This is a genomic window from Streptomyces sp. cg40, assembly GCF_050320165.1.
Lineage (GTDB): Bacteria > Actinomycetota > Actinomycetes > Streptomycetales > Streptomycetaceae > Streptomyces > Streptomyces hokutonensis.
In genome coordinates, this window is record NZ_CP190128.1 from 4677139 (window position 1) to 4700219 (window position 23081).

The 23081-nt window shown below is 70.7% G+C and carries 23 protein-coding genes; 12 read left to right on the plus strand and 11 right to left on the minus strand.

Annotation, left to right across the window (positions count from 1 at the left end; translation table 11 throughout):
* Positions 1-126 precede the first annotated feature (126 nt).
* The 5 genes from ACQHII_RS20600 (at position 127) to mscL (ending at position 4131) form a co-directional block, all read left to right on the plus strand.
* Positions 127-1401, plus strand: a complete 1275-nt coding sequence (locus ACQHII_RS20600) for an MFS transporter (protein ID WP_427920677.1) — start codon at positions 127-129, stop codon at positions 1399-1401.
* A gap of 69 nt (positions 1402-1470) precedes the next feature.
* Complete coding sequence (locus tag ACQHII_RS20605; protein WP_427920678.1) at positions 1471-1806, plus strand: FmdB family zinc ribbon protein; 336 nt, start codon at positions 1471-1473, stop codon at positions 1804-1806.
* Between the two features lie 146 nt (positions 1807-1952).
* Positions 1953-2786, plus strand: a complete 834-nt coding sequence (locus tag ACQHII_RS20610) for an S-methyl-5'-thioadenosine phosphorylase (RefSeq protein ID WP_026178191.1) — start codon at positions 1953-1955, stop codon at positions 2784-2786.
* A 154-nt stretch (positions 2787-2940) separates the two neighbouring features.
* The gene (locus tag ACQHII_RS20615) at positions 2941-3510 is read left to right on the plus strand and encodes a hypothetical protein (RefSeq protein WP_427920679.1); all 570 of its coding nucleotides are present in this window, start codon (positions 2941-2943) and stop codon (positions 3508-3510) included.
* Positions 3511-3669: 159 nt separating this feature from the next.
* Positions 3670-4131 (plus strand): large conductance mechanosensitive channel protein MscL, encoded by a 462-nt coding sequence (gene mscL / locus ACQHII_RS20620; RefSeq protein WP_200715037.1) that lies wholly within the window; start codon positions 3670-3672, stop codon positions 4129-4131.
* A gap of 38 nt (positions 4132-4169) precedes the next feature.
* Here the strand turns inward: mscL and ACQHII_RS20625 are convergent, their stop codons facing one another.
* A complete protein-coding gene (locus ACQHII_RS20625; RefSeq protein WP_427920680.1) occupies positions 4170-4358 on the minus strand; it encodes a hypothetical protein in 189 nt (62 codons plus the stop codon).
* 121 nt (positions 4359-4479) lie between these two features.
* Between ACQHII_RS20625 and ACQHII_RS20630 the strand changes: the two genes are divergently transcribed.
* The 4 genes from ACQHII_RS20630 (at position 4480) to ACQHII_RS20645 (ending at position 9153) form a co-directional block, all read left to right on the plus strand.
* Positions 4480-5682 carry a low temperature requirement protein A gene (locus tag ACQHII_RS20630; RefSeq protein WP_427920681.1) on the plus strand — a complete coding sequence of 401 codons (1203 nt, stop codon included), beginning with the start codon at positions 4480-4482 and terminating at the stop codon, positions 5680-5682.
* 128 nt (positions 5683-5810) lie between these two features.
* Complete coding sequence (locus tag ACQHII_RS20635; RefSeq protein ID WP_427920682.1) at positions 5811-6839, plus strand: P1 family peptidase; 1029 nt, start codon at positions 5811-5813, stop codon at positions 6837-6839.
* A 180-nt stretch (positions 6840-7019) separates the two neighbouring features.
* Positions 7020-8246: a L,D-transpeptidase gene (locus tag ACQHII_RS20640; RefSeq protein WP_427920683.1), complete on the plus strand. Its 1227-nt coding sequence runs from the start codon at positions 7020-7022 to the stop codon at positions 8244-8246.
* Positions 8247-8403: 157 nt separating this feature from the next.
* The gene (locus ACQHII_RS20645; protein WP_427920684.1) at positions 8404-9153 is read left to right on the plus strand and encodes a DUF6227 family protein; all 750 of its coding nucleotides are present in this window, start codon (positions 8404-8406) and stop codon (positions 9151-9153) included.
* A 31-nt stretch (positions 9154-9184) separates the two neighbouring features.
* On the opposite strand, the gene ACQHII_RS20650 is transcribed toward ACQHII_RS20645, so the two are convergent.
* From ACQHII_RS20650 to ACQHII_RS20680, 7 genes are all read right to left on the minus strand, one after another.
* A complete protein-coding gene (locus ACQHII_RS20650) occupies positions 9185-9439 on the minus strand; it encodes a hypothetical protein (RefSeq protein ID WP_427920685.1) in 255 nt (84 codons plus the stop codon).
* 93 nt (positions 9440-9532) lie between these two features.
* Entirely contained in the window at positions 9533-11566 is a 2034-nt protein-coding gene (locus ACQHII_RS20655; RefSeq protein WP_427920686.1) for a PTS fructose transporter subunit IIABC, read from the minus strand.
* A gap of 163 nt (positions 11567-11729) precedes the next feature.
* On the minus strand, positions 11730-12677 hold the full coding sequence (gene pfkB / locus ACQHII_RS20660) for a 1-phosphofructokinase (RefSeq protein ID WP_427920687.1): 948 nt from the start codon (positions 12675-12677) through the stop codon (positions 11730-11732).
* On the minus strand, positions 12674-13435 hold the full coding sequence (locus tag ACQHII_RS20665; protein WP_093628483.1) for a DeoR/GlpR family DNA-binding transcription regulator: 762 nt from the start codon (positions 13433-13435) through the stop codon (positions 12674-12676). Before ACQHII_RS20665 ends, pfkB begins: the two co-directional genes overlap by 4 nt.
* Before the next feature lie 129 nt (positions 13436-13564).
* Positions 13565-14053 carry a hypothetical protein gene (locus tag ACQHII_RS20670; protein WP_427920688.1) on the minus strand — a complete coding sequence of 163 codons (489 nt, stop codon included), beginning with the start codon at positions 14051-14053 and terminating at the stop codon, positions 13565-13567.
* 25 nt (positions 14054-14078) lie between these two features.
* Positions 14079-14807 carry a Crp/Fnr family transcriptional regulator gene (locus ACQHII_RS20675; RefSeq protein WP_427920689.1) on the minus strand — a complete coding sequence of 243 codons (729 nt, stop codon included), beginning with the start codon at positions 14805-14807 and terminating at the stop codon, positions 14079-14081.
* A 1325-nt stretch (positions 14808-16132) separates the two neighbouring features.
* Positions 16133-17647 (minus strand): MFS transporter, encoded by a 1515-nt coding sequence (locus ACQHII_RS20680; protein ID WP_427920690.1) that lies wholly within the window; start codon positions 17645-17647, stop codon positions 16133-16135.
* A gap of 62 nt (positions 17648-17709) precedes the next feature.
* Here ACQHII_RS20680 and ACQHII_RS20685 point away from each other — a divergent pair, with 62 nt between their 5' ends.
* Positions 17710-18678: a helix-turn-helix transcriptional regulator gene (locus tag ACQHII_RS20685; protein WP_427920691.1), complete on the plus strand. Its 969-nt coding sequence runs from the start codon at positions 17710-17712 to the stop codon at positions 18676-18678.
* A gap of 7 nt (positions 18679-18685) precedes the next feature.
* Here ACQHII_RS20685 and ACQHII_RS20690 read toward each other — a convergent pair whose 3' ends face one another.
* Both ACQHII_RS20690 and ACQHII_RS20695 read right to left on the minus strand, forming a co-directional pair.
* A complete protein-coding gene (locus tag ACQHII_RS20690) occupies positions 18686-19297 on the minus strand; it encodes a TetR/AcrR family transcriptional regulator (RefSeq protein ID WP_427925373.1) in 612 nt (203 codons plus the stop codon).
* Positions 19298-19869: 572 nt separating this feature from the next.
* The gene (locus ACQHII_RS20695; protein WP_427920692.1) at positions 19870-20868 is read right to left on the minus strand and encodes a sigma-70 family RNA polymerase sigma factor; all 999 of its coding nucleotides are present in this window, start codon (positions 20866-20868) and stop codon (positions 19870-19872) included.
* 182 nt (positions 20869-21050) lie between these two features.
* Between ACQHII_RS20695 and ACQHII_RS20700 the strand changes: the two genes are divergently transcribed.
* Complete coding sequence (locus tag ACQHII_RS20700) at positions 21051-21581, plus strand: N-acetyltransferase family protein (RefSeq protein ID WP_427925374.1); 531 nt, start codon at positions 21051-21053, stop codon at positions 21579-21581.
* A gap of 77 nt (positions 21582-21658) precedes the next feature.
* Here the strand turns inward: ACQHII_RS20700 and ACQHII_RS20705 are convergent, their stop codons facing one another.
* Positions 21659-22450: a dioxygenase family protein gene (locus ACQHII_RS20705; protein WP_093632025.1), complete on the minus strand. Its 792-nt coding sequence runs from the start codon at positions 22448-22450 to the stop codon at positions 21659-21661.
* Positions 22451-22548: 98 nt separating this feature from the next.
* Between ACQHII_RS20705 and ACQHII_RS20710 the strand changes: the two genes are divergently transcribed.
* Positions 22549-23055 (plus strand): MarR family winged helix-turn-helix transcriptional regulator, encoded by a 507-nt coding sequence (locus ACQHII_RS20710; RefSeq protein WP_427920693.1) that lies wholly within the window; start codon positions 22549-22551, stop codon positions 23053-23055.
* Positions 23056-23081 lie beyond the last annotated feature (26 nt).

Here is a 23081-nt window from a genome sequence, read left to right on the forward strand (position 1 = left end):
ACCGTATGGCGGCCGAATCCCTCCTCCGCAGTGGGCACCGGTATCTACCGCAGTTCCGCGCAAGAGGACAGTGCTCGGCGCCCCCCGCACAGGGCGCGCTACCAGGTGGCAGAAAGGCACGGGGCCGTGGCATCCACGGTCACCTCCAGGACGGGAGCCCGTCCTGGATACGGGCAGCTGCTGCGTACGCGCGGCGCCTGGACGTTCCTGCTTCCCGGCTTCGCGGCGCGCCAGCCGTTCGCGATGCTCACCATCTCCATCGTGCTGCTCGTCCAGCACACCACCGGCTCCTACGGCGCTGCCGGCGCCGCCGCGGCCGTCACCGGCGTCTCCATGGCCCTGTTCGCGCCCTACAGCGGGCGCCTGGCCGACCGCCACGGGCAGCGGGCCGTACTGATCCCCGGCGTCCTGGTGCACTCCCTGTCGGGCCTGACGTTCACCGCGCTCGCGCTCGGCCACGCCCCCATGTGGGCGCTGTTCGTGGCGGCCGTGCCGACCGGCGCCTCGGTGCCGCAGATCGGGCCCATGGTGCGCGCCCGCTGGGGCGTGAAGCTCCAGGACTCGCCCCTCATGACGACCGCCGCGGCCTTCGAGTCCGTCACCGACGAACTGACCTTCGTCTTCGGCCCGTTGCTGGCGACAGCCCTGTGCACCACCGTGAACCCGGCGGCCGGCCTGGTCACGGAGGCCGGGCTCACCCTGGTCGGCGGTCTGCTGTTCGCCGCCAGCAAGAGCACCCAGCCCACAGTGACCGCCGACGGGCACGCGCGCGTGGAGCACGTTTCCGCACTGCGCGTCCCCGGAGTGCGCGTACTGATCGTGACCTTCCTGGGCATCGGTTCCGTCTTCGGCGGCATGCAGGTCTCCCTGGCCGCCTTCACCGAGTCGATCGGCGAACCCGGCCTCAACGGCGTCCTCTACGGCACCTTCGCCGCCGGCAACATGCTCTCCGGGGTCGTCTGCGGTGCCGTCGCCTGGAAGGTCGCCCCGCAACGCCGTCTCCTGGTCGGCTACGCGGCCCTCGCGCTGACCGCGTCCGCCCTGTGGACCGCACATTCGGTGCTGCTCCTGGCCGGCCTCGGCCTCCTGGTCGGCATGTGCATCGCGCCCGCCCTGATCACCGGCTACACCCTGGTCGAGGGGCTCGTCCCGGCCGGCGCCCGCACCGAGGCCTTCACCTGGCTGACCGGCGCGGTCGCCCTCGGCCAGGCCGCCGCCGTCACCGTCGCCGGTCAGCTGGAGGACCGCCTGTGGGGCGGCGCGGGTTTCCTGGTGCCGATGGCCGGTACGGTGCTCGCCCTGGGGACCCTGATCGCGCTCCGGTCACGCCTCGCGACCCGGCCCCGCAGCCGCACCGTGGCACGTGGCGTCGGTCACCGCGTGCCGGTGGCAGTGGACTGATCCCCGGGAATAGGTCACTATGGACGCTCGTTAGCACTCATTGAGTGAGAGTGCCAGGAGGAAGACACAGTGCCGACCTACCAGTACCAGTGCACCGAGTGCGGCGAGGGCCTTGAAGCGGTCCAGAAGTTCACCGACGACGCGCTGACCGAGTGCCCCAATTGCGGTGGCCGCCTGAAGAAGGTGTTCTCCGCGGTCGGCATTGTCTTCAAGGGCTCCGGCTTCTACCGGAACGACAGCCGCGGCTCCTCGTCGAGCAGCTCGCCGGCCACCTCGAAGCCGTCGACGTCCTCGGACGCGAAGCCGTCCACCCCGTCGACCACTTCCTCGTCCTCGGACTCCAAGTCGAAGTCGTCGAACTCGGGCTCGGGCTCCTCCACCGGCAGCAGCAGCTCCGCCGCGTAGCAGGCCCCAGCCGCGCAGGACTTCACGACCGAAGACCCTGTGTCGTCGTACGACGACACAGGGTCTTCGGTGTTTTCCGAGCCGGTTTCGATGCCCGCACCCGGGACGGATCCTGCGCCTTTTCGGCGGCCGCTAGTGTGCTGCTCATGGCGAACGCAGAGATCGGCGTAATCGGCGGCTCCGGCTTCTACTCGTTCCTGGACGACGTGACCGAGATCCAGGTGGACACGCCCTACGGGCCGCCCAGTGACTCCCTCTTCCTCGGCGAGATCGCCGGCCGGCGCGTCGCGTTCCTGCCCCGGCACGGACGCGGCCACCATCTGCCGCCGCACCGCATCAACTACCGGGCCAACCTCTGGGCGTTGCGCTCCGTGGGCGTGCGCCAGGTCCTCGGCCCGTGCGCGGTGGGCGGGCTGCGCCCCGAGTACGGGCCGGGCACGCTGCTGGTGCCGGACCAGCTGGTAGACCGTACGAAGTCCCGCGCGGCGACATACTTCGACGGGTTGCCGCTGCCGGACGGCACGGTGCCGAACGTGGTGCACGTGTCCCTGGCCGACCCCTACTGCCCGACCGGCCGGGCGGCCGCGCTGAAGGCGGCGCGCGGGCAGGACTGGGAAGCGGTCGACGGCGGCACGCTCGTGGTGGTCGAGGGGCCGCGCTTCTCGACCCGCGCCGAGTCCCTCTGGCACCAGGCCCAGGGCTGGTCCGTGGTCGGCATGACCGGACACCCCGAAGCGCCGCTCGCCCGTGAACTGGAGCTCTGCTACTCCTCGTTGACCCTGGTTACCGACCTCGACGCGGGCGCCGAGACCGGCGAGGGCGTCTCCCACGACGAGGTGCTCCGGGTGTTCGCGGCCAACGTGGACCGGCTGCGGGGCGTCCTGTTCGACACGGTGGCCGCGCTGCCGGAGAACGGGGCACGCGACTGCCTGTGCGCGAACGCGCTGGGCGGGATGGATCCGGGCTTCGAGCTGCCGTAGCAGAGCGGAATCCGGGGGTGGGAAGTGCGGAACTTCCCGTTCGGGTGAGGGAGTTGTCCACAACCGGCGGGTAGCACACGGGCTCCGGCGGACCTCGGCGACTTCCCGCATCGTGGGACGGCAAGCCGATCCCTCGTCGCAGGTGGTGGTCCACATGTCCCTCTCCCCTCCCGGCTCTCCTCCCGTCTCCCCCTCCTTCCCACGCCCGTTGGGCACCGACGCCCCGGCCACGTGCGAGGTGCCGCACTTCGCGCCCGTGCGGGTGCGCGGCGGGTGGTACCAACTGCGCCGGCTACTACGGCACCGTAGGCGGGCCGTGGCCGCCGGACTCGCGGTGACGGCGGTCGCGCTCATCGCGGCGGGCCCGCGCGATGCGGTGGAGGCGCGGCACGACGAGCCGCCCAGCGGGCATCCGGTGGCCGATCCCGTACGGCAGCAGCGCCGGGCGGTCGAGTGGGTGTCGGCGCCGGTGCGGATCGCCGACGCCGCCACGGTACGGCTCCTGCGGGCCGGCGACCGGGTCGATGTGATCGCGGCGCAGGACACAGCGACGGGCGGTGACGCCGAAGTGGTCGCGCGCGGGGCACGGGTGACGAAGGTGCCCGAGCCGCTCGACGAGGCGGCCGGCAGCGGGGCGTTGGTGGTGCTGTCGGTGCCGCGCGCCACGGCGGCGCGGCTGGCCGGTGCGAGCGCCACGGCACGGCTGGCGGTGACGATGTGTTGAGCCGTGCTCTCCGTATCGTGAGCCGCGCCTTCCGGCGCATGTGCGAATTCGTGTCAAGTCCCTCGTTCGAGCTACCGAATTGGACACGGCGGCCACGCCTTGACGTAGGTTGCGGAGCTGTTCGTTCCACACCGTGCGCATGCGAGAAGAGGCTCCGAGTTGAGCGAGAAGAAGAAGGAACCGAGCGTCTGGCAGGGGTTCAAGACCTTCCTGATGCGCGGGAACGTCGTCGATCTGGCAGTCGCGGTGGTCATCGGCGCCGCCTTCACGAACATCGTCAACTCGGTGGTGAAGGGGCTCATCAACCCGCTCGTCGGCGCGATCGGCACGCAGAACCTCGACAGCTACAGCTCGTGCCTGAGCGACAGTTGCTCGGGGGACAAGGGCATCCAGCTGATGTGGGGCTCGGTCCTGGGCGCCGCCCTCAGCTTCGTGATCACCGCGGCGGTGGTCTACTTCCTGATGGTGCTGCCGATGTCGAAGTACCTGGCCCGGCAGGAGGCCCAGCGCAAGGCCAAGGAGGGCACCCACGAGGTCATCGAGATCACGGAGCTGGAGGTCCTCAAGGAGATCCGCGACGCGCTCGTCGCCCAGCGCGGCAACGGGCATCGGGAGCCGTAGCCGACGACTCGGACGTGCCGGCGGCTGAAGCCGAGGGCTCAGATGTGGTGGGGCGGCTTCTCGTCGAGGAAACGCTTGAGGTCGGCGGCGCCGCCCTCACCCTCGGCCCGCTCGCCCCACCCACGATCCGTGTCGTCCGAGGAGGGCCGGCTCAAGGGGTCGTCGAAGACCAGCGCGGGCTTCGGCCCGATCGGATCGCGCGGCTCGGAGGCGGGGGCGGTACTCATACCTCCAGGGTACGACCGAGGGGGCGCCTGACGTCGCCGCGGGCCGACCGGGCGGTCCCGGCCGAGCCGACCGAGCCGACAGCGTCTGAAATCCCTGCCGGTATCTGGTGTGCTTGTCCGCATGACGTCCGAGATTCCGAGACCCCTGCGCCCGCTCACCGCCCGCGGCCGGGACGAACCGCACCGGGTCGCCTCGCCGCTGGAGCTCTTCTTCGACCTGTGTTTCGTCGTGGCCATCGCGCAGGCGGGCGTCCAGCTGGCGCACGCCGTGGCCGAGGGGCACGCAGGGCAGGGCGTCCTCAGTTACGCGATGCAGTTCTTCGCGATCTGGTGGGCCTGGATGAACTTCTCCTGGTTCGCCTCGGCGTACGACAACGACGACGTGCTCTACCGGGTCGTCACCCTGGTGCAGATCTCCGGCGTCCTGGTCCTCGCGGCCGGGGTCTCGCGGGCCTTCGAACACCACGACTACCTGGTGGTCTGGCTCGGCTACGTGATCATGCGGCTGGCGATGGCCACACAGTGGCTGCGGGCGGCACGGGCAACCACCGGGCCGGAGCGGACGATGGCCTTGCGGTACGCGGGCGGCGTGCTGCTCTGCACGGTCGGCTGGACGGGCCTGGTGGTCCTGCCGGAACCGGCCCGGGGCTGGGTGTTCCTCGTGATGGCGATCGCCGAGCTGTGCGTGCCTCGCTACGCGGAGAAAGACTTCCCTACGCCGTGGCATCCGCACCACATCTCGGAACGGTACGGACTGTTCACGATCATCGTGCTGGGCGAGACGATCGCGGCGGCCACGGTGGCCGTGAAGTCGGGGGTCGACGAGCACGACGCACTGGGCGAGCTGCTGCCCATCGCGGCGGGTGGGCTGCTGATCGTGTTCGCCGCGTGGTGGATCTACTTCGTGGTGCCGATCCACGGCCATCTCCGGTCCAACCAGCAGGCGTTCCTGTGGGGGTACGGCCACTATCTGATCTTCGCGTCGGCGGCCACGATCGGCGCCGGCCTGGAGGTGGCGGTCACGGAGGCCACCGGCAAGGCGCACATCTCCACGCTGGCCGCGTCGGCCGCGGTGACCGTGCCGACGGCGCTGTATCTGCTCAGCGTGTGGGCGCTGCACGCCCGTCACTACAAGGTGGGCGTCGCCCAGCAACTGGTGCTTCCCGTCTCGGCGTTGCTGGTGATCTGCTGCACCTTCCTGGGCTCATGGGCGGTGCTCGCGGCGGGTCTGGTGTCGGCGCTGACGGTGGCGGTCGGCATGACCCTGACCGCACTCACGACCGCCGAGAAGAGCAGGGCCGAGGCGACGGCGTCGGTGAGCTGACCGGCACCCGCAACCGGCCGACCACCAGTGGAACAACCACCCACACCAAATCGACCAGCACCCCAACAACCGCCCCCACGGCGCCGACGGTCCCCGGATCCGCCGCGCGCTGCGTGAGACTGAGCGCCATGACAGTTGACGCATTGACGGACGTGGCCGGGGTGCGGGTGGGCCATGCGACGCGGTCGGGGGACGGTTGGCTCACGGGTACGACCGTGGTGCTCGCGCCGGAGGGCGGGGCGGTGGCCGCCGTGGACGTGCGCGGTGGCGGTCCCGGCACCAAGGAGACCGACGCGCTCGATCCGCGCAACGTGGTGCAGCGGGTGGAGGCGGTCGTGCTGACCGGCGGCAGCGCGTACGGGCTGGATGCCGCGTCCGGGGTGATGGCCTGGCTGGAGGAACAGGGGCGCGGGGTGCGCGTGGGCACGGAGCCGACGCATGTCGTGCCGGTGGTGCCCGCGGCCTGTGTCTTCGACCTGGGGCGGGGCGGCGACTTCAGGGCCAGGCCGGACGCGGCCACCGGGCGGGCCGCGGTGGAGGCCGCCGCGATCAGCGGGCCGGGGGTGCGGGTGCGCGAGGGGTGCGTGGGCGCCGGTACGGGCGCCGCGGTCGGGCCGATGAAGGGTGGGGTCGGGACCGCGAGCATCGTGCTGGAGTCAGGGATCACGGTGGCGGCATTGGTGGTGGCCAACGCGGCGGGGTCGGTCGTGGATCCCGAAACGGGCGTCCTGTACGGGGAGTTGTTCCAGGGGCGTGTGACGTATCCGGAAGCGCGCGTCCACGAGGCCGCGCGCCGGCGTCTCGCCGAGACCGCCGCGAAGCACACGCCTCCTCCGCTGAACACCACGCTCGCGGTGGTCGCCACCGACGCCGAACTCACCAAAGCCCAGGCGCAGAAGCTGGCCGGTACGGCGCACGACGGCATCGCGCGGGCCGTACGGCCGGTGCATCTGCTGCACGACGGGGACACCGTGTTCGCGCTGGCCACCGGAGCCCGCCCGCTCGACCCCGAACAGCCCCTCGCGCTCAACGACATCCTCGCGGCCGGCGCGGACGTGGTGACCCGGGCGATCGTGCGCGCGGTGCGTGCCGCCGAGTCGGTGGACGGGCCGGGCGGGGCGTGGCCGTCGTACGAGGAGCTGTACGGGAGGCGGTAGGGGCCCGGGGCCCTGTGGCGGTGCGCGTCCGGTGTTTTCGGTGTTCCGTCCCGGTGTTTGTCGCGGTTCTGTCACCGGATGGCGTTCGTGGGGAACGGCGGGAACCCGTGCGGGGGCGGGGACCCTCTTTGTCCACGCATCGCAGCGGATCACGCACATCACACGAACCTGGAGCAGCCCGTGACAACGCCGGACATAGCAGCGCGGCGCGTACTGGGGGCCATCGCCGCCCTGGTGGTCGGCACCCTCACCCTCAGCGCGTGCGGCGGCAACGCCAGCGCGGACACCGACACCAGCGGCAAGGGCGGCGGCGGGACGTCCGTCAAGACGTCCACCGCGAAGATCGTCATCTCCGCCAAGGACGGTTCGGCGAACGCGTCCATCAACGCGACCGGCGTGCAGGTCAGCAACGGCACGCTGACCGACGTGAAGATGACGGTCGCGGGCTCGGGACAGGCCGTGGAGGGCGTGGTCTCCGCGAACGGCGCGAGCTGGAAGCCTAAGGAGCAGTTGGAGCGCGGTACGAAGTACCAGATCTCGGCGACCGCGAAGGACGCGAGCGGCAAGACCTCCGCGGCCAACTCGATCTTCACGACGGTCAGTTCGGCCAACAGCTTCATAGGGACGTACACACCGGACAACGGGACGACGGTCGGTGTGGGGATGCCGGTGTCGTTCACCTTCGACAAGGTGATCGGCGACAAGAAGGCCGTGCAGTCGCACATCACGGTGACGTCCAGCAGCGGGCAGCAGGTCGTGGGGCACTGGTTCGGGGCTCAGCGGCTCGACTTCCGGCCGCAGGAGTACTGGAAGGCCGGCTCCAAGGTCACGATGAAGATCGACCTGGACGGTGTGGAGGGCGCGAACGGCGTCTACGGCGTGCAGAAGAAGACCGTGAGCTTCACCATCGGCCGTTCACAGGTCTCCACGGTCGACGTGAACACGCAGACCATGACGGTGGTGCGGGACGGCCAGACCCTGAAGTCGCTGCCGATCTCCTCGGGCAGCCCGGAACACACCACGTACAACGGGCAGATGGTGATCTCCGAGAAGTTCACGCAGACGCGGATGAACAGCCAGACGGTCGGGCTGGGCGGGGAGTACGACATCCCGGACGTGCCGCACGCGATGCGGCTGACCTCGTCGGGGACGTTCATCCACGGCAACTACTGGTACAACAAGTCCAATCCGCCCTTCGGCCAGACCGGCACCAGCCACGGCTGCGTGGGTCTCGCGGACGTACAGGGCGCGCAGGGCGCCACGAACGCCAAGTGGTTCTACGACAACTCCCTGATCGGGGACGTCGTGATCGTGAAGAACTCCCCCGACAAGACGGTCGCCCCGGACAACGGGCTCAACGGCTGGAACCTGGGGTGGAGCGAGTGGACCGCCGGAAGTGCCGCCTGACCGGCAGGTTTTGACGGATCTTCGGGCCGCGCGGGAACATCTCGCGCGGCCCGCGCGTTTTCCGGGCATACGTTTTCTCGGTTCACAGGAATGATGTCCGACCGAGGGGCTACGGTATGCACCCACAAGGTGACATGCAGCAACGCCGGGAGAAGCCTTGAGCGTTCCGTACGACACGGCAGCGTACGAACCACCCGAGTCGCACGAGTCTCCGGAGGAGCACCTCGCGCGACTGCTCGGCCGTGCCCTGAACTCCTTCGAGCTGCCGGACGAGACGATACGGCAGGTCTTGGACTGCGCGCTGGCGTACGACGGTTCGCTGCACTCGGCGCACCACAGCGCGGGCCTGCACCGGGAGACGTACCGGCACACGTGGCTGCTCACCGACGGTTCGGCGCTGACCCTGTGGGAGCTCGTCCACAACACCGTGCTGGGCCGGGAGGCGCAGCACGAGGTGTATGTCGACGAGGAGGAGCTGCGGACGGCGACCGCGCGGCTGCCGATGCCGCCGGACACGACGGACTTCGAACTCCCGGTGCTGGTGCACCTGTCACCGATCCCGGAGCCCCGGCACTCGTATCTGGCGGACAACTCGGCGGACCACGCGCGCCGTTTACTGCGCCGCGCGGAGAATCCGGACCGGCCGGACGAGGAGACGGCGGCGCTGCTGGCGACGGCGTTCGCGCACCAGATCATCCAGGCCTTCGGCCGCCCGTACCGAGCGGGTCGCGCGGCGGTGTGCTTCTCGCTCTACGAGCACGCGTTCCTGTTGCCCGACGGTGCGGAGATCTCCCTGTGGGAGGTCGAGCACACGGCAACACCCGACGGCCGTCACATGTGCGAGGTGTATGTCAGCGAGGACGCGGCCCGGGACGCGATGGAGCGGCGGGCGGCGCAGGTCTCGTAGAGCAGCCCCGGGCAGAACCCCCGGGCCCGGTTCAGCGCCCGTCGCTGAGCTGGCGTACGAGACCGGCGAAGGCGTCGCGCTCGGCGGGGGTCAGTTCGACGGACTCCAGGTGGGGGGCGGTGGCGCGCTGGCCCGGGAGGCCGTAGAGCGGGTGGGCCGCGTGCCAGACGGTGGGTTCGGCGAGGGCGCGGCGCAGGATGCGGGTCAGGCCGAGCACCCAGGCGACGGTCGCCAGGGCGAGAACGGCCACACCGGTCAGCTGGAGGATCGAGACGTGCTCAGGCATGCGTTCCAGTAGACACCACGGTCCGGGACCGTGGTCCCGGACCGTGACGAATCTCGCAGTTGCCGTGAACACCTCACAGCGGGACAAAAGCGGCTAGGCGGCGACCGGTTGCTTGGCGTCCGCCGCGGGGGCTGATATGTCCTCCGGTGCTCCGGGGGCCGCGGCACCGGCGGCCTGCTTGCGCATGCCCTTCAGTACGACGACCAGGGTGGTGGTGACGCACATGCCGACCGCGATGGCGATCAGGTAGAGGAACGGGCTGCCGATCAGCGGGACCACGAAGATGCCGCCGTGCGGGGCGCGCAGGGTCGCGCCGAAGGCCATCGACAGGGCGCCGGTGATCGCGCCGCCCACCATCGAGGACGGGATGACCCGCAGCGGGTCGGCCGCCGCGAACGGGATGGCGCCCTCGGAGATGAAGGAGGCGCCGAGCACCCAGGCGGCCTTGCCGTTCTCGCGCTCGGTCTCGGTGAAGAGCTTGCCGCGCACGGTGGTGGCCAGGGCCATCGCCAGCGGCGGGACCATGCCGGCCGCCATGACCGCGGCCATGATCTTCATCGCCGAGTCACTGGGGTTGGAGACCGCGATACCGGCGGTGGCGAAGGTGTACGCGACCTTGTTGACCGGACCGCCGAGGTCGAAGCACATCATCAGGCCGAGCAGGGCGCCCAGCAGGATGGCGTTCGAGCCGCTGAGGCCGTTGAGCCAGTCGGTCATGCCCTTCTGCGCGGAGGCGATCGGTTTGCCGATCACGACGAACATCAGGAATCCGACGACCGCCGTGGAGATCAGTGGGATCACCACCACCGGCATGATCCCGCGGACCGCCTTCGGGATCTTCACCCGCTGGATCGCCAGCACCACGCCACCGGCGAGCAGACCGGCCGCCAGGCCGCCGAGGAAGCCGGCGTTGATGGTGGAGGCGATCATGCCGCCGACGAAGCCGGGCACCAGACCGGGCCGGTCGGCCATGCCGTAGGCGATGTAGCCGGCCAGCACCGGGACCAGGAAGCCGAAGGCGACGGCGCCGATCTGGAACATCAGCGCGGCCCAGCTGTCGGTCTGCGTCCACACGAAGTGCTGCATGACCGAGGGCGCGGACTTGATCTCGTAGCCGCCGATCGCGAAGCCGAGGGCGATCAGCAGACCGCCGGCCGCGACGAACGGGACCATGTAACTGACGCCGGACATCAGCCACTTGCGGAGCATCGTGCCGTAGCCCTCGCCCGGCTCGCCGCCGCGTTCGACGGGGGTGGCGGCGCCCGTACCGGCGGTCACCTCGCCGCGTTCGGCCTTGCCGCGGACCTCGGTGATGAGTTCGGCGGGGCGGTTGATGCCCGCCTTCACACCGACGTCGACGGTCGGCTTGCCGGCGAAGCGGGCCTTGTCGCGTACGGGCACGTCGTGGGCGAAGATCACGCCGTCCGCCGCCGCGATGACCGCCGGGTCGAGCCGGGTGAAACCGGCCGAGCCCTGCGTCTCGACGACGAGTTCGACGCCGGCCTCGCGGCCCGCGTTCTCCAGCGACTCGGCCGCCATGTAGGTGTGTGCGATACCGGTGGGGCAGGAGGTGACGGCGACGATCCGGAACGGGCGGTCGTCGTCGCCCGCCGTGTCGGTGCTGCCCGCCGCGGCGCCGGCGGAGGCCGCCGCCGGCGTCGCGGCGGAGTCTGTCGAGCCCTCGGGCTCGTCGCCGCGGATGAGCGCCGCCGCGCTCTCCGCGTCGCCGACCGACCGCAGTGCGGAGGTGAAGTCGGCGTTCATGAGCTGCCGGGCGAGCGCCGACAGGATGGTGAGGTGGGCGTCGTCGGCCCCTGCGGGCGCGGCGATCAGGAAGATCAGGTCGGCGGGGCCGTCCGGGGCGCCGAAGTCGACGCCCTCGGCGCTGCGCCCGAAGGCGAGCGAGGGCTCGGTGACGTACTCGCTGCGGCAGTGAGGGATGCCGATGCCGCCGTCGAGGCCGGTCGGCATCTGCGCCTCGCGGGCGGCCACGTCGGCGAGGAAGCCGTCCAGGTCGGTGACCCGGCCCTGGGCGACCATGCGCTCGGCGAGGGCACGTGCCGCCGCCTCTTTGGTATCGGCGGACAGGTCGAGGTCGACCAGGTCCGCGGTGATCATCTCGCTCATCGCGGGCTCCTTCGCACGCGTATCGCCCGGGGGATGTCGTGGGCGGGGGTGGGGACGGGGGTACTGCGGTGGGTCACGGTGGGGGTGGCGGCGGCGGTTAAGAACGGGGAGTGCTGCCGCCTTGTGGCCGGTTCGAGGGGCGCGCCGAAGGCCGTGGAAACGTTCATGCGACCGGCTCCGTCAGGACGAGGTCCACCGGGACGTCGGCCGTGACCGTCACGGCGGCCGGGTCGAGGTCGGCCGGGGTGGGCATCACGCTGCCGGGGAGCTGGACGGCCGCCGCGCCGTGGGCGACGGCGGAGGCGAGGGCCTCGGGGCCGTGGCCGCCGGCGATCAGGAAGCCGGCGAGCGAGGAGTCTCCCGCGCCGACGTTGCTGCGTACGACGTCGACGCGCGCGCTGCCGTACCAGGCGCCCGAGGCGTCCACCAGGAGTTGGCCGTCCGCGCCGAGGCTGGCGAGGACCGCGCCGGCGCCCAACTCCCGTAGTTCTTCTGCCGCCTTGACCGCGTCGCCTACGGTGGCGAGGGGGCGGGAGACGGCCTCCGCGAGTTCTTCGGCGTTGGGCTTGACGACGTCCGGGCGTTCGCGCAGGGCCTCGATGAGCGCGGGGCCCGAGGTGTCGAGGGCGATGCGGACGCCGGCGGCGTGCGCGCGGGCGACCAACTCGGCGTACCAGGACGGCGCGAGGCCGCGCGGGAGGCTGCCGCAGCAGGCGATCCAGTCGGCGTCGCGGGACTGCTGCCTGACCGTCTCCAGGAGCAACTCCTGTTCGGCGCCGGTCAGTTCGGGGCCGGGGGCGTTGATCTTCGTGAGGACGCCGTCCGCCTCCGCGAGGGCGATGTTGGAGCGGGTGGCCCCGGCGACCGGGACCGGTGCGACCTCGATGCCCTGCGCGTCGAGCAGGCTGGCGACCAGCGCGCCCGGTGCACCGCCCAGGGGCAGCACCGCGACCGTGCGCTGTCCGGCGGCGGCGACCGCGCGGGAGACGTTGACGCCCTTGCCGCCCGGGTCCATGCGCTCGCCGGTGGCCCGTATGACCTCACCGCGGTCCAGGGAGGGGACCTCGTAGGTGCGGTCGAGGGACGGGTTCGGGGTGACCGTGAGGATCATGCGCGCACTACTTCCATGCCGCCGCGCTCCATGGCGGTGGCGTCTTCTGGGCTCAGCCCGCTGTCGGTGATCAGGAGGTCCACGTCGCTCAGGGCGCCGAAGCGGGCGAAGTGCTCCTGGCCGTGCTTCGCGGAGTCGGCGAGCAGCACGACGCGGCGGGCGGCGCCCATCGCCGCGTGCTTGACCGCGGCCTCGGCGAGGTCGGGCGTGGTCAGCCCGTGCTCGGCGGAGAAGCCGTTGGCCGCCACGAACACGACGTCGGCGCGGATCTCGCCGTAGGCCCGCAGCGCCCAGGCGTCCACGGCGGCGCGCGTACGGTGCCGTACGCGCCCCCCGACGAGGTGGAGCTGCATGCCCGGGTGGTCCGCGAGGCGGGCCGCGATGGGCAGGGAGTGGGTGACGACGGTGAGTTCGGCCTCCAGCGGGACGATGCCCGCGAGGCGGGCCACCGTCGTACCGGCGTCGAGGATCACCGTGCCCTGCATGGGCAGTTCGGCTAGGGCCGCCTTGGCGATGCGGTCCTTCTCGTCGGCCGCCGTCGACTCGCGCTCGGCGAGGTCGGGCTCGAAGTCGAGCCGTCCGGCCGGTATGGCCCCGCCGTGCACCCGGCGGAGCAGGCCCGCGCGGTCGAGGGCCTTCAGGTCGCGGCGGATCGTCTCCGCGGTGACCTGGAACTCCTCGGCCAGCGACACGACGTCGACCCGGCCGCCGTCACGGGCCAGCCGGAGGATCTCCTGCTGCCGCTCCGGTGCGTACATGTCCGTTCGCCTCCGACCTGTGCCCGAACTTGTGGTTTCGCTCGGAGGCTACGCCCACATTTCCGGAAAGTAAACAGGTTCGGGCATCAGGCGGACATGAACGGGCAGCGAGGCGAACGCCGACGGGGATCAGCCGCGGCGCAGGTCCTTGATCTTCTTCTCGGCGGCGAGGACGGCACGCACCAGTTCACCCCGGGCGGTCTCCTGCCGCATGGCCTGGACGAGCTGGGCGCGGTGCTGCTGAAGACCGATGCGTACGGCCGCCGGATCGGGCTCGGGCAGGGCGGTGGCGACGTAGTCCCGCACGCACTCGACGACCTTCCGGAGTTCGAGCCGGAGGGCCTCGGTGGTGTCGGCTATTCCCTCGATCATGTTGCCGGTCTGCGAGATCTCGGCGAAGTCGTCGGCGACGCAGGGCTTGCGGGTGAGACGGCACTGGGCCTTGTAGAGATCGGCGAGCCACTCGGCGGGCTTGTCGTATTCGGCGTTCGTCTCGCCCTTGCGGCGGATCCGCCGCGTCCAGGCGAAGACCCGTCTCTGGTGCTGGTACATCAGAACGCCGACGAGCCCCCCACCGAGGGCGGAGGCGATGGGCACCAGGAGGGCGCTGGTCGTCATGCTGTTGTCCGTTCGGGGGTGGGCGTCAGTTCCCGGCGGCGAGGTGACGCAGCGCGTCCACGTCGTGGACGACGAACCGGCGGTACCCGGCTTCGACGATCCCGTGGTAGCGCAGGGTCCTGATCGCGTTCTCCGTGGTGGAGACGGCGAGTTGGAGCGCGGCGGCGAGGTCCTTCTGGCTCGGGCCGGTGATCGTGACGCGGTCCGTGCGGGGGCCGGCCCAGCCGGCGGTGTCGGCGAGATGCGCCAGGAGCCTGCTGACCCGCTCCAGGGGCGGCCTGGTGGCCATGGTGTAGACGAGTTCGTCGCTGCGGTTGCGGTCCTCCAGGCTGCGCAGCAGGGCGCGCTGCACCGCTGGCCGCTTGCGCAGCTGGACGTTGAAGTCGTGGGCACGGCAGGGGATGACGACGGTCCCGGTGAGGCATTTGGTGCGGACGGCGGAGTCGTCGGTGACGAGCTTGGCCTCGCCGACCAGCTGGCCGCGGCCCCGGAACCGCGTGACGGTGGGGACGCCGTCCCCCTCGCCCAGCGGGAAGCGGTCCTGGCGTACGACACCGTCCCAGATGATGTACACGTCCTCGTCGGCCGGTCCGATCGGCAGGTGCTCGTCGCGCGCGAAGGCGCGGGTGCGCAGGCCGGCCTGCAGCGCACGCCAGTTCCTGGCCGCCAGATACCGCAGGAAGCTCCCCTCGGGCTGGTTCTCGTGGTCCAGGAGGAGTTCGGCCGGGCGGGCGGTGTCGACGGTCGAGGGCATGCTCACTCCCCCGCTCCCGCGTACGCGTCCTGCGGTACGCGGTGGTGGCGAGGTATCACGGTACGCATGGGGTCTGAATCCCTTTCCCTGTTTCTCTGTTCTGTTGAGCTCTGGAACCCCGCTGGTCGGCGGGGTTCCGGAGTGACGGGTCCGGCCTCCCTCTCCGGGAGGTGCGGCAATCGCCCGGTTGGTGAGGCCGGGCGGACGGAAACAGCAGCGGGACAGACCGTACCGCTCGTCGCGAGAGATAAGCCAGTTCGCGATTCCCGAGGCGCCGCGACAGATAGCGATCATGGTCGAAACCCCCTCGCCACGGGGTTTTACGACAGGAGACCGCACGCATTCGGAATGGAAAAGTAGCCACCCATTGCGCAATTACCAAACCGCTTATCCCTGTTGTTCGCGTTCCCCCGGAGACGCGACGGGGAGCTTCTCCGCCGGACCACATATGACGTCCGCACAAACGGGCGGCAAAGACGAGAGGCCCCGGGGCACCACCCCCAGGACCTCCCGGAAAGGTCCGGACCCGTCAGGATCAGACCGCTGCCCAGTAAACACCACGGACCGCCTTTGGGTCACTCCCCATCAGGCAGGAAGCGGCCCCGACACCGGACGGCCGGCCCACATCCCCGGCCCCGGGGACGTCACCGACAGCACCCCTTTCCGCACGCGCCGTCGAGACATCCCGCACGGCCGCACGCTTTACCCCTTTTGCGTATGCGCGGGCAGGACCGCCCCTATCCTCACCGGGGTGGGACGACTTCTCCAGGTGACAACAATCGATCAAGACCCAACAGATTCGGCCAGGACACCCCCTCCCGGCCGACGCCCCGATCGGCCGACAGCACACCCGGCGAATTAACCGGCAGACGTCTCGGCAATTCCTTTCCGAGAGACAATCCGGGCCGACAGGAAATACCGTGAATCCGCGCCGGGAACGGATTCCCGTCCATGAATCGACGGTTCACCGCAGCACATCACCAAATATCGACTAATGGACAAGGGTATCGGCGCCCGGACCGCATCTCCTCATCCCTCCCGCCCTCACTCCCGCCCCACCTTTCACCCTGTCAGTTTTCTTGCGGAGCAGGCGAGTTGAGTACCCGTTCCGCTCCGAAGCCGGAGTGTCCCGCCCAGAAGCGGTGATTTCCGTACAGAGCGTGGTGTTCGGTACCGAGTCCGCCGCCGGACGGGCCTGCGTGCGCCTCCCTTCGCACACCGGCGTACGCCAACTCCGGCGGCCCGCGCCGAGCGCCCCGCCCCGGTACGGCCTCGGGGCGGGGCGCTCGACCGCGGGCGTCCGCGGACTGCATCAGCGGACGGCGTCAACTCCCGTCGGACACAGTTCCCTCGGCCGCCTGCCTCTCCGTGGCCGCCCGCCCCGGCAGCGCGAACATCAGCAGGAAGATCAGGCCCATCACCGCGGCCACCCAACCCAGCGCGTTCTGGAAGGCGTTGACGAACGCCGGGCCCACCTCGGCCCGGGTCAGCCGGTCGCCGATCGAGCCGAAGAAGACGACCGACACCAGCCCGAGCCCCAGCGCGTTGCCCATCTGCTGCACGGTGTTGATGAGTCCGGACGCCGAACCGGCGTACTCGCGCGGCACCTCGGAGAGGATCGTGTCGGTCAGCGGGGCGAAGATCAGGCCCATGCCGGCGCCCATCACGACCAACGGGAGCGCCATCTGCCAGGAGACGATGGCCAGTTGGTAGCGGTCGGCCTCCCAGAGGTAGAGCAGTACGCCCGCCACCATCACCAGCGCGCCCGCCTGGAGGACGTTGCGTCCGCCGACGCGCGGCACCAGCTTCTGCACGGACATCCCGGCCGCGACCGAGCAGGCGATCGAGAACGGTACGCCGGTCAGCCCCGCCCGCAGCGGGCTCCAGCCGAGGCCGGTCTGCATGTAGAGCGTCCAGACCAGGAAGAAGATGCCGAGTCCGACGCCGAAGACGGTCTGTACGGCGATACCGGCCGCGAAGCTCTTCACCTTGAACAGGGAGAGTTCGACCAGCGGGGAACCGTCCCGCTCGGCCTTCCGCTTCTCGTAGGCCACCAGTGCGCAGAAGACGCCGATCGAACCCGACATCGACACGAACCCCCAGGCGGGCCAGCCCAGTTCGTCGCCCCGGGTGAGGGGATACAGCAGCATCAGCAGCCCGAGGGTGACCAGGGCGACGCCGACGAGGTCCAGCTTCAGGGCGCGCGGGGCCTTCGACTCGGTGATGAAGCGGCTGCCGAGGATCAGGCCCGCGATGCCGACGGGCAGGTTGATCAGGAAGATCGGGCGCCATTCGAGACCGAAGAGGTTCCACTCGGTGAGCAGGGCGCCGAGCAGCGGTCCGGAGACCGCGCCGAGGCCGACGATCGCACCGAACAGCCCGAAGACCTTGCCGCGTTCGTGCGCCGGGAAGGTGGCGTGCACGATCGACAGCACCTGCGGCACCATCATCGCGGCCATCCCGCCCTGGAGGATGCGCGAGGCGACCAGCATCTCCGGGTTGGCGGCGAAGCCGCACAGCGCGGAGGCGAGCGTGAAGCCGCCGATCCCGAGCAGGAACAGCCGCTTGCGGCCGTAGATGTCGCCGAGCCGCCCGCCGGTGATCAGTCCGGCGGCGAAGGCGAGCGCGTAGCCGGCCGTTATCCACTGGATCTGGCTGAAGGAGGCGCCCGCGTCCCGCTGGATCGAGGGGATCGCGACATTGACGATCGTGACGTCGACGAGGTCCATGAAGGCCGCGGTCATCACGATCGCGAGGGCGAACCAGCGCCGCCGGTCGGCCGTACGTGCCGGTTCCGTCGAGGCGGCCGGGCTGTCCACAAGGAGTTCGGTGGAGGTCATGGCTCGAAGCTATGACCCCACTAGGTCAGATCGTGTCCTAGTTCTACGGCATCCTCGAACTCATGACGACGGACACCCCGGCCCGGCTCCTCCAGCTCCTCTCCCTCCTCCAGACGCCCCGCGAGTGGCCCGGCGGCGAGCTGGCCGACCGGCTCGGGGTCTCCCGCCGCACGGTCCGCCGGGACATCGACCGGCTCCGCGAACTCGGCTACCCGGTGCAGGCGACCCTGGGCGCCGACGGCGGCTACCGGCTGGTCGCGGGCAAGGCGATGCCGCCGCTCGTCCTCGACGACGAGGAGGCGGTGGCCATCGCGGTCGGTCTGCGGGCGGGCGCCGGGCACGCGGTCGAGGGCGTGGACGAGGCGTCCGTACGGGCGCTGGCCAAGCTGGAACAGGTCCTGCCCTCGCGGCTACGGCACCGGGTCGCCACCCTCCAGGCCGCGACCACCCCGCTGACCAGCGGCGACGGGGCGAGCATCGCGCCCGAGACACTGACCGTGATGGCCTCGACGGTGGCCGGCCGGGAGCGGCTGCGGTTCGCGTACCGCGCGAAGGACGGCACGGAGTCGCGCCGCGTGACGGAGCCGTACCGGCTGGTCTCGACCGGGCGGCGCTGGTACCTCGTGGCGTACGACCTCGACCGCGAGGACTGGCGGACGTTCCGGGTCGACCGGGTGAGCGAGCCGTTCGCGACGGGGGCGCGGTTCGCCCCGCGCGAGCTGCCGACGGGGAGCGCGGCGGAGTATCTGCGGCGGTCGATGTACCGGCGGCAGGAGTCCTACGAGTACACCGTGACGTTCGCCGCGCCCGCCGACGTCGTCGCCGCGCGCGTCCCGGCCTGGATGGGCACGCCCGAACCGCTCGACGCGCACAGCTGCCGCCTGCGCGCCACCACCGGCGACGAGGTCCGCTGGCTGGCCGCCCGGCTGGCCCTGCTGGAGTTCGAGTTCACGGTCCAGGAACCGGAAGAACTGGTGCGCTGCGTAAGGGAGTTGGGGGAGCGGCTGAGCCGGGCGGCGGGGGGAGAGTAGGGCAACCTCACCCCACCCCCCGCGCCGTTCCGATCTCTCCCCAGGGAAAGTCCCGCAGCGCCCGCAGGTTCCGCAGGGCCGACTCCGCCGGGCCGGCGAGCGTGCCCGGGTGTTCCCTTCCGGTCGCCCAGCCCTCGACCGCCGTGCGTACGGCGGCGCTCGCGACGGCGGCGGCGAAGCGCAGCTCCGGGGAGGTCACGGCGGGGGCGCGGTCGCCGTGGGTGACACGTTCCAACAGGACCTCGCCCAGGGTCCGTTCCGATGCCTGGCAGACCTCCGCCCACACCCTGCGCAGGCCGGGGCTGGACTCCGCCATGCCGATCAGGGTGCGCGCCCAGGTCCAGGAGGTCGTGGAGACGCCCACCCCGGGGGTCAGGGTGTGGCGCACCCCGTGTTCCAGGGCCTCCGGCACGGACAGTGCGGGCGGGGCGGCGCGTACCGCGTCCGCCCAGCGCTGGGCGCCGGCCGCGTAGAGCGGGGCGACGGCCTCTTCCTTGGTGGCGAAGTAGCGGTAGAAGGTGCGCGGGGCGATGCCGGCGCTCTGGGCGATGTCCTCGGCGCGGGTGGCCCGCAGCCCGTGTCTGGCGAAGAGTCCCGCCGCCGCCCGGGCGATCTGCATCCGGGTCTCGGCCTTGCGCCGCTCGGTCAGCGAGAGCGGTGCGGCGGGAGAGTCGGGACGGGGATCGGGGGCTGGGGTGGGGCTGCTCACACCGGCAGGCTATGCCGCTGTGGCAGAATCTGCCATTCGGCGGGCCACCCCGGTGTTCAGGTACGGGGTGCCCCGCCATCCAGGCATGTCCGCACCTCACCCCGCCCCGCCCGCGCGTGAAAAGGAGCCGGGCCCCGGCACCTGGGGGGACAGGCGCCGAAGCCCGGCTCGGGAAAGTCCCGGCGCCGGGGGGGGGATTTGCGTCGGGACTTGGCTCAGTGGGTCATGGGGTGACGTCCTTGGCCCCAACTCCTGGGCCCTGAAGTCTTGTTCCCAGAGCCCCGCACGTTGAAGCGGCGTCGCACGGCCATGTTTGCGCGGTCTCCCGCCACCCGGCGTACGCGGCCGGGCGCACACAGGGGTCGTACGCGCCCCCGTGGCTGCCGGGCCACCGCGCCGGGAGCCGGGGAGTCAGACTCCCCGGCCGCCCCCGGCAACCCCTCCGGCGCCCCCGCCGGAGGGGTTGCTGCTCAGTGACTGTCCTACGCCGCCGCGTCGAAACCGGTCTGGCCGGCCAGCTTCTTCAGTTCCAGCAGGGCGTGCTTCTCGATCTGGCGGATGCGCTCGCGGGTGAGGCCGTGCTCCTTGCCGACCTCGGTGAGCGTGCGCTCCCGGCCGTCCTCCATGCCGTACCGCATCTTGATGATGGAGGCCGTGCGCTGGTCGAGGCGGCCGATCAGGTCGTCCAGTTCCTCGCTGCGCAGCAGGGTCATCACGGACTGCTCGGGCGAGACCGCGGAGGTGTCCTCCAGGAGGTCACCGAACTGGGTGTCGCCGTCGTCGTCCACCGACATGTTCAGCGAGACCGGGTCGCGCGCCCAGTCCAGGACGTTCGTCACCCGCTCCGGGGTCGTGTCCAGCTCGGCGGCGATCTCCGCGTGCTCGGGCTCGCGGCCGTTCTTCCGGTTGAACTCGCGCTGCACGCGCCGGATCCGGCCCAGCTCCTCCACGAGGTGGACGGGGAGCCGGATGGTCCGGGACTGGTCGGCGATCGAGCGCGTGATGGCCTGACGGATCCACCAGGTCGCGTACGTCGAGAACTTGAAGCCCTTGCGGTAGTCGAACTTCTCGACCGCGCGGACCAGGCCCGCGTTGCCCTCCTGGATCAGGTCGAGCAGGGGCAGGCCGCTACGGGGGTAACGGCGGGCCACGGCCACGACCAGGCGGAGGTTGGACCGGATGAAGACGTCCTTGGCACGCTCGCTCTCGGCGACCAGGGCCTCCAGCTCTTCGCGGGTGGCGTCCGCCTGGGACTCCTCCTCGCCGTCGAGGACCTGGCGCGCGAACACGCCCGCTTCGATGGTCTGTGACAGCTCGACTTCCTTGGCGGCGTCGAGCAGCGGTGTGCGCGCGATTTCGTCGAGATACATGCCGACCAGGTCGCGGTCGGCGATCTCGCCGCCATGGGCGCGAACACTGCGTGCCACGCCGGAGGTCTCGCCGGAGGCGGACTTACGACGGGCGACGGCACGGGTTGCCATGCGTGCTCCCTTGCGATGGTGGGTCAGCAGGTGTTCGTCGGATGGTGGGGCACTGACTTCGTGACTCTTCTCGTGTGCCCTGCATCTGATGGAAACAACGACTGGAATCCGGACAGAATTCCCGACCCACTCCCCTATTTTTCTGATCTTGCAGTACCCTGTCCGGCCACAAGGGAGGCATGATGCCGTCGGAACGTACAGAGGTGCAGGTCAGGCCAGGAGCCGAGGATGACCTCGTCGCCCTCACCGACATCTACAACCACTACGTACGCGAGACCCCGATCACCTTCGACACCGCCGCCTTCACGCCGGAGGAGCGCCGTCCTTGGCTGCTCTCCCACCCTGAAGACGGCCCATACCGGCTGAAGGTTGCCGTCGACGGGACCTTCCAAGGAAACTCACAGCGAATCCTCGGCTACGCCACATCCAGCCCTTACCGGGCGAAGCCCGCCTACTCGACCTCGGTCGAGGTCACCATCTACCTCGCCCCGGACGCCGGCGGGCGCGGCATCGGAACGCTGCTCTACAAGGCCCTGTTCGCGGACCTCGCGACCGAGGACGTCCACCGGGCGTACGCGGGGATCGCACAGCCCAACGAAGCGTCCACGCGGCTGCATGAACGCTTCGGTTTCCGGCCGGTGGGGACCTACCGGGAGGTGGGCCGCAAGTTCGGCCGCTACTGGGACGTCGCCTGGTACGAGAAGGAGTTGTAGCCCTCCCCGAAGGGGATGTAGTCCTCCCCGAAGGGGATGGCCCTTTCGGTGCGGGCTCGGCCGAAGGGCTCGCGGGCTCAGCCGAACTGCACCGACCGCTTCGCCATCCCCATCCAGAACCCGTCGATCACCGAGTGCTGCGTGTCCAGCTCGCCGCCGGCCTCCGCCGCGCCCATGGTGACGAACAGCGGGGCGAAGTGCTCGGTGCGCGGGTGGGCGTAGCGCCCGGCCGGTGCCTTGTGCAGGAAGTCGAGCAGGCCGTCCCAGTCGCGGGCCTCCAGCGCGCGCCTGCCCCAGTCGTCGAACTCGGAGGACCAGGTGGGCACTCCGCCGCCGGTGTGGCGCAGGGCGGCCAGGTTGTGGGTGAAGAAGCCGGAGCCGACGATCAGGACGCCCTCGTCGCGCAGGGGCGCCAGTTTGCGGCCGATCTCCATCAGTTTCACCGGGTCGAGCGTCGGCATCGACACCTGGAGGACCGGGATGTCGGCGGCCGGGAACATCTCGACGAGCGGGACGTACGCCCCGTGGTCGAGGCCGCGGTCGGGGACGTCCTGCACGGGGATGCCCGGGGCGCGCAGCAGCTTCCGTACGGACTCGGCGAGCTCGGGTGCGCCGGGGGCGTCGTAGCGGACCTGGTAGTAGTGCTCGGGGAAGCCCCAGAAGTCGTAGACCAGGGGGACCGGGTCGGTGGCGCCGAGGGCGAGGGGGGCCTCCTCCCAGTGGGCGGAGACCATGAGGATCGCCTTGGGGCGGGGGAGGTCGGCGGACCAGGCGGCGAGCTCGCCGGGCCAGATCGGGTCGTCCGCGAGGGGCGGCGCGCCGTGGCTGAGATAGAGGGCGGGCATGCGCTCCGGTGCGGCGGTGGACATGACGGTCACTCCCCATGCTTGAACTCTCAAATTCCCTGTACGGCAGCTTACGCCTCGTTTGTTTAACCTTCAAGGAGAGCTCTCGTACAGTGGAGTGCATGAACACGGCACCCACTTCCGCAGAAGCCCGCTGGCTCACCGCCGAGGAGCAGCGTGTCTGGCGCTTCTACATGCACGCCAGCACCCTCCTGGAGGACCATCTGGACCGCCAGCTCCAGCGGGACGCGGGTATGCCGCACATCTACTACGGCCTGCTCGTGCAGCTCGCCGAGGCGCCGGGCCGCCGGCTGCGGATGACCGAGCTGGCCATGAACGCGAAGATCACCCGTTCCCGGCTCTCGCACGCGATCGCGCGGCTGGAGAAGAACGGGTGGGTGCGCCGCGAGGACTGTCCCTCCGACAAGCGCGGCCAGTTCGCGGTGCTGACCGACGCGGGGTACGAGGTGCTCAGCCGGACCGCGCCGGGTCATGTGACCGCCGTACGGCAGGCGTTGTTCGAGCGGCTGAGCCCGGAACAGCAGAAGTCCCTCGGCGAGATCATGGAGATCGTCGCCGAGGGACTTCAGCCCGACGAGGCGGGCGCGGATCTGCCCTGGCTCCGCTGAGCCGCTCAACTCGGCGGAGAGCCAGG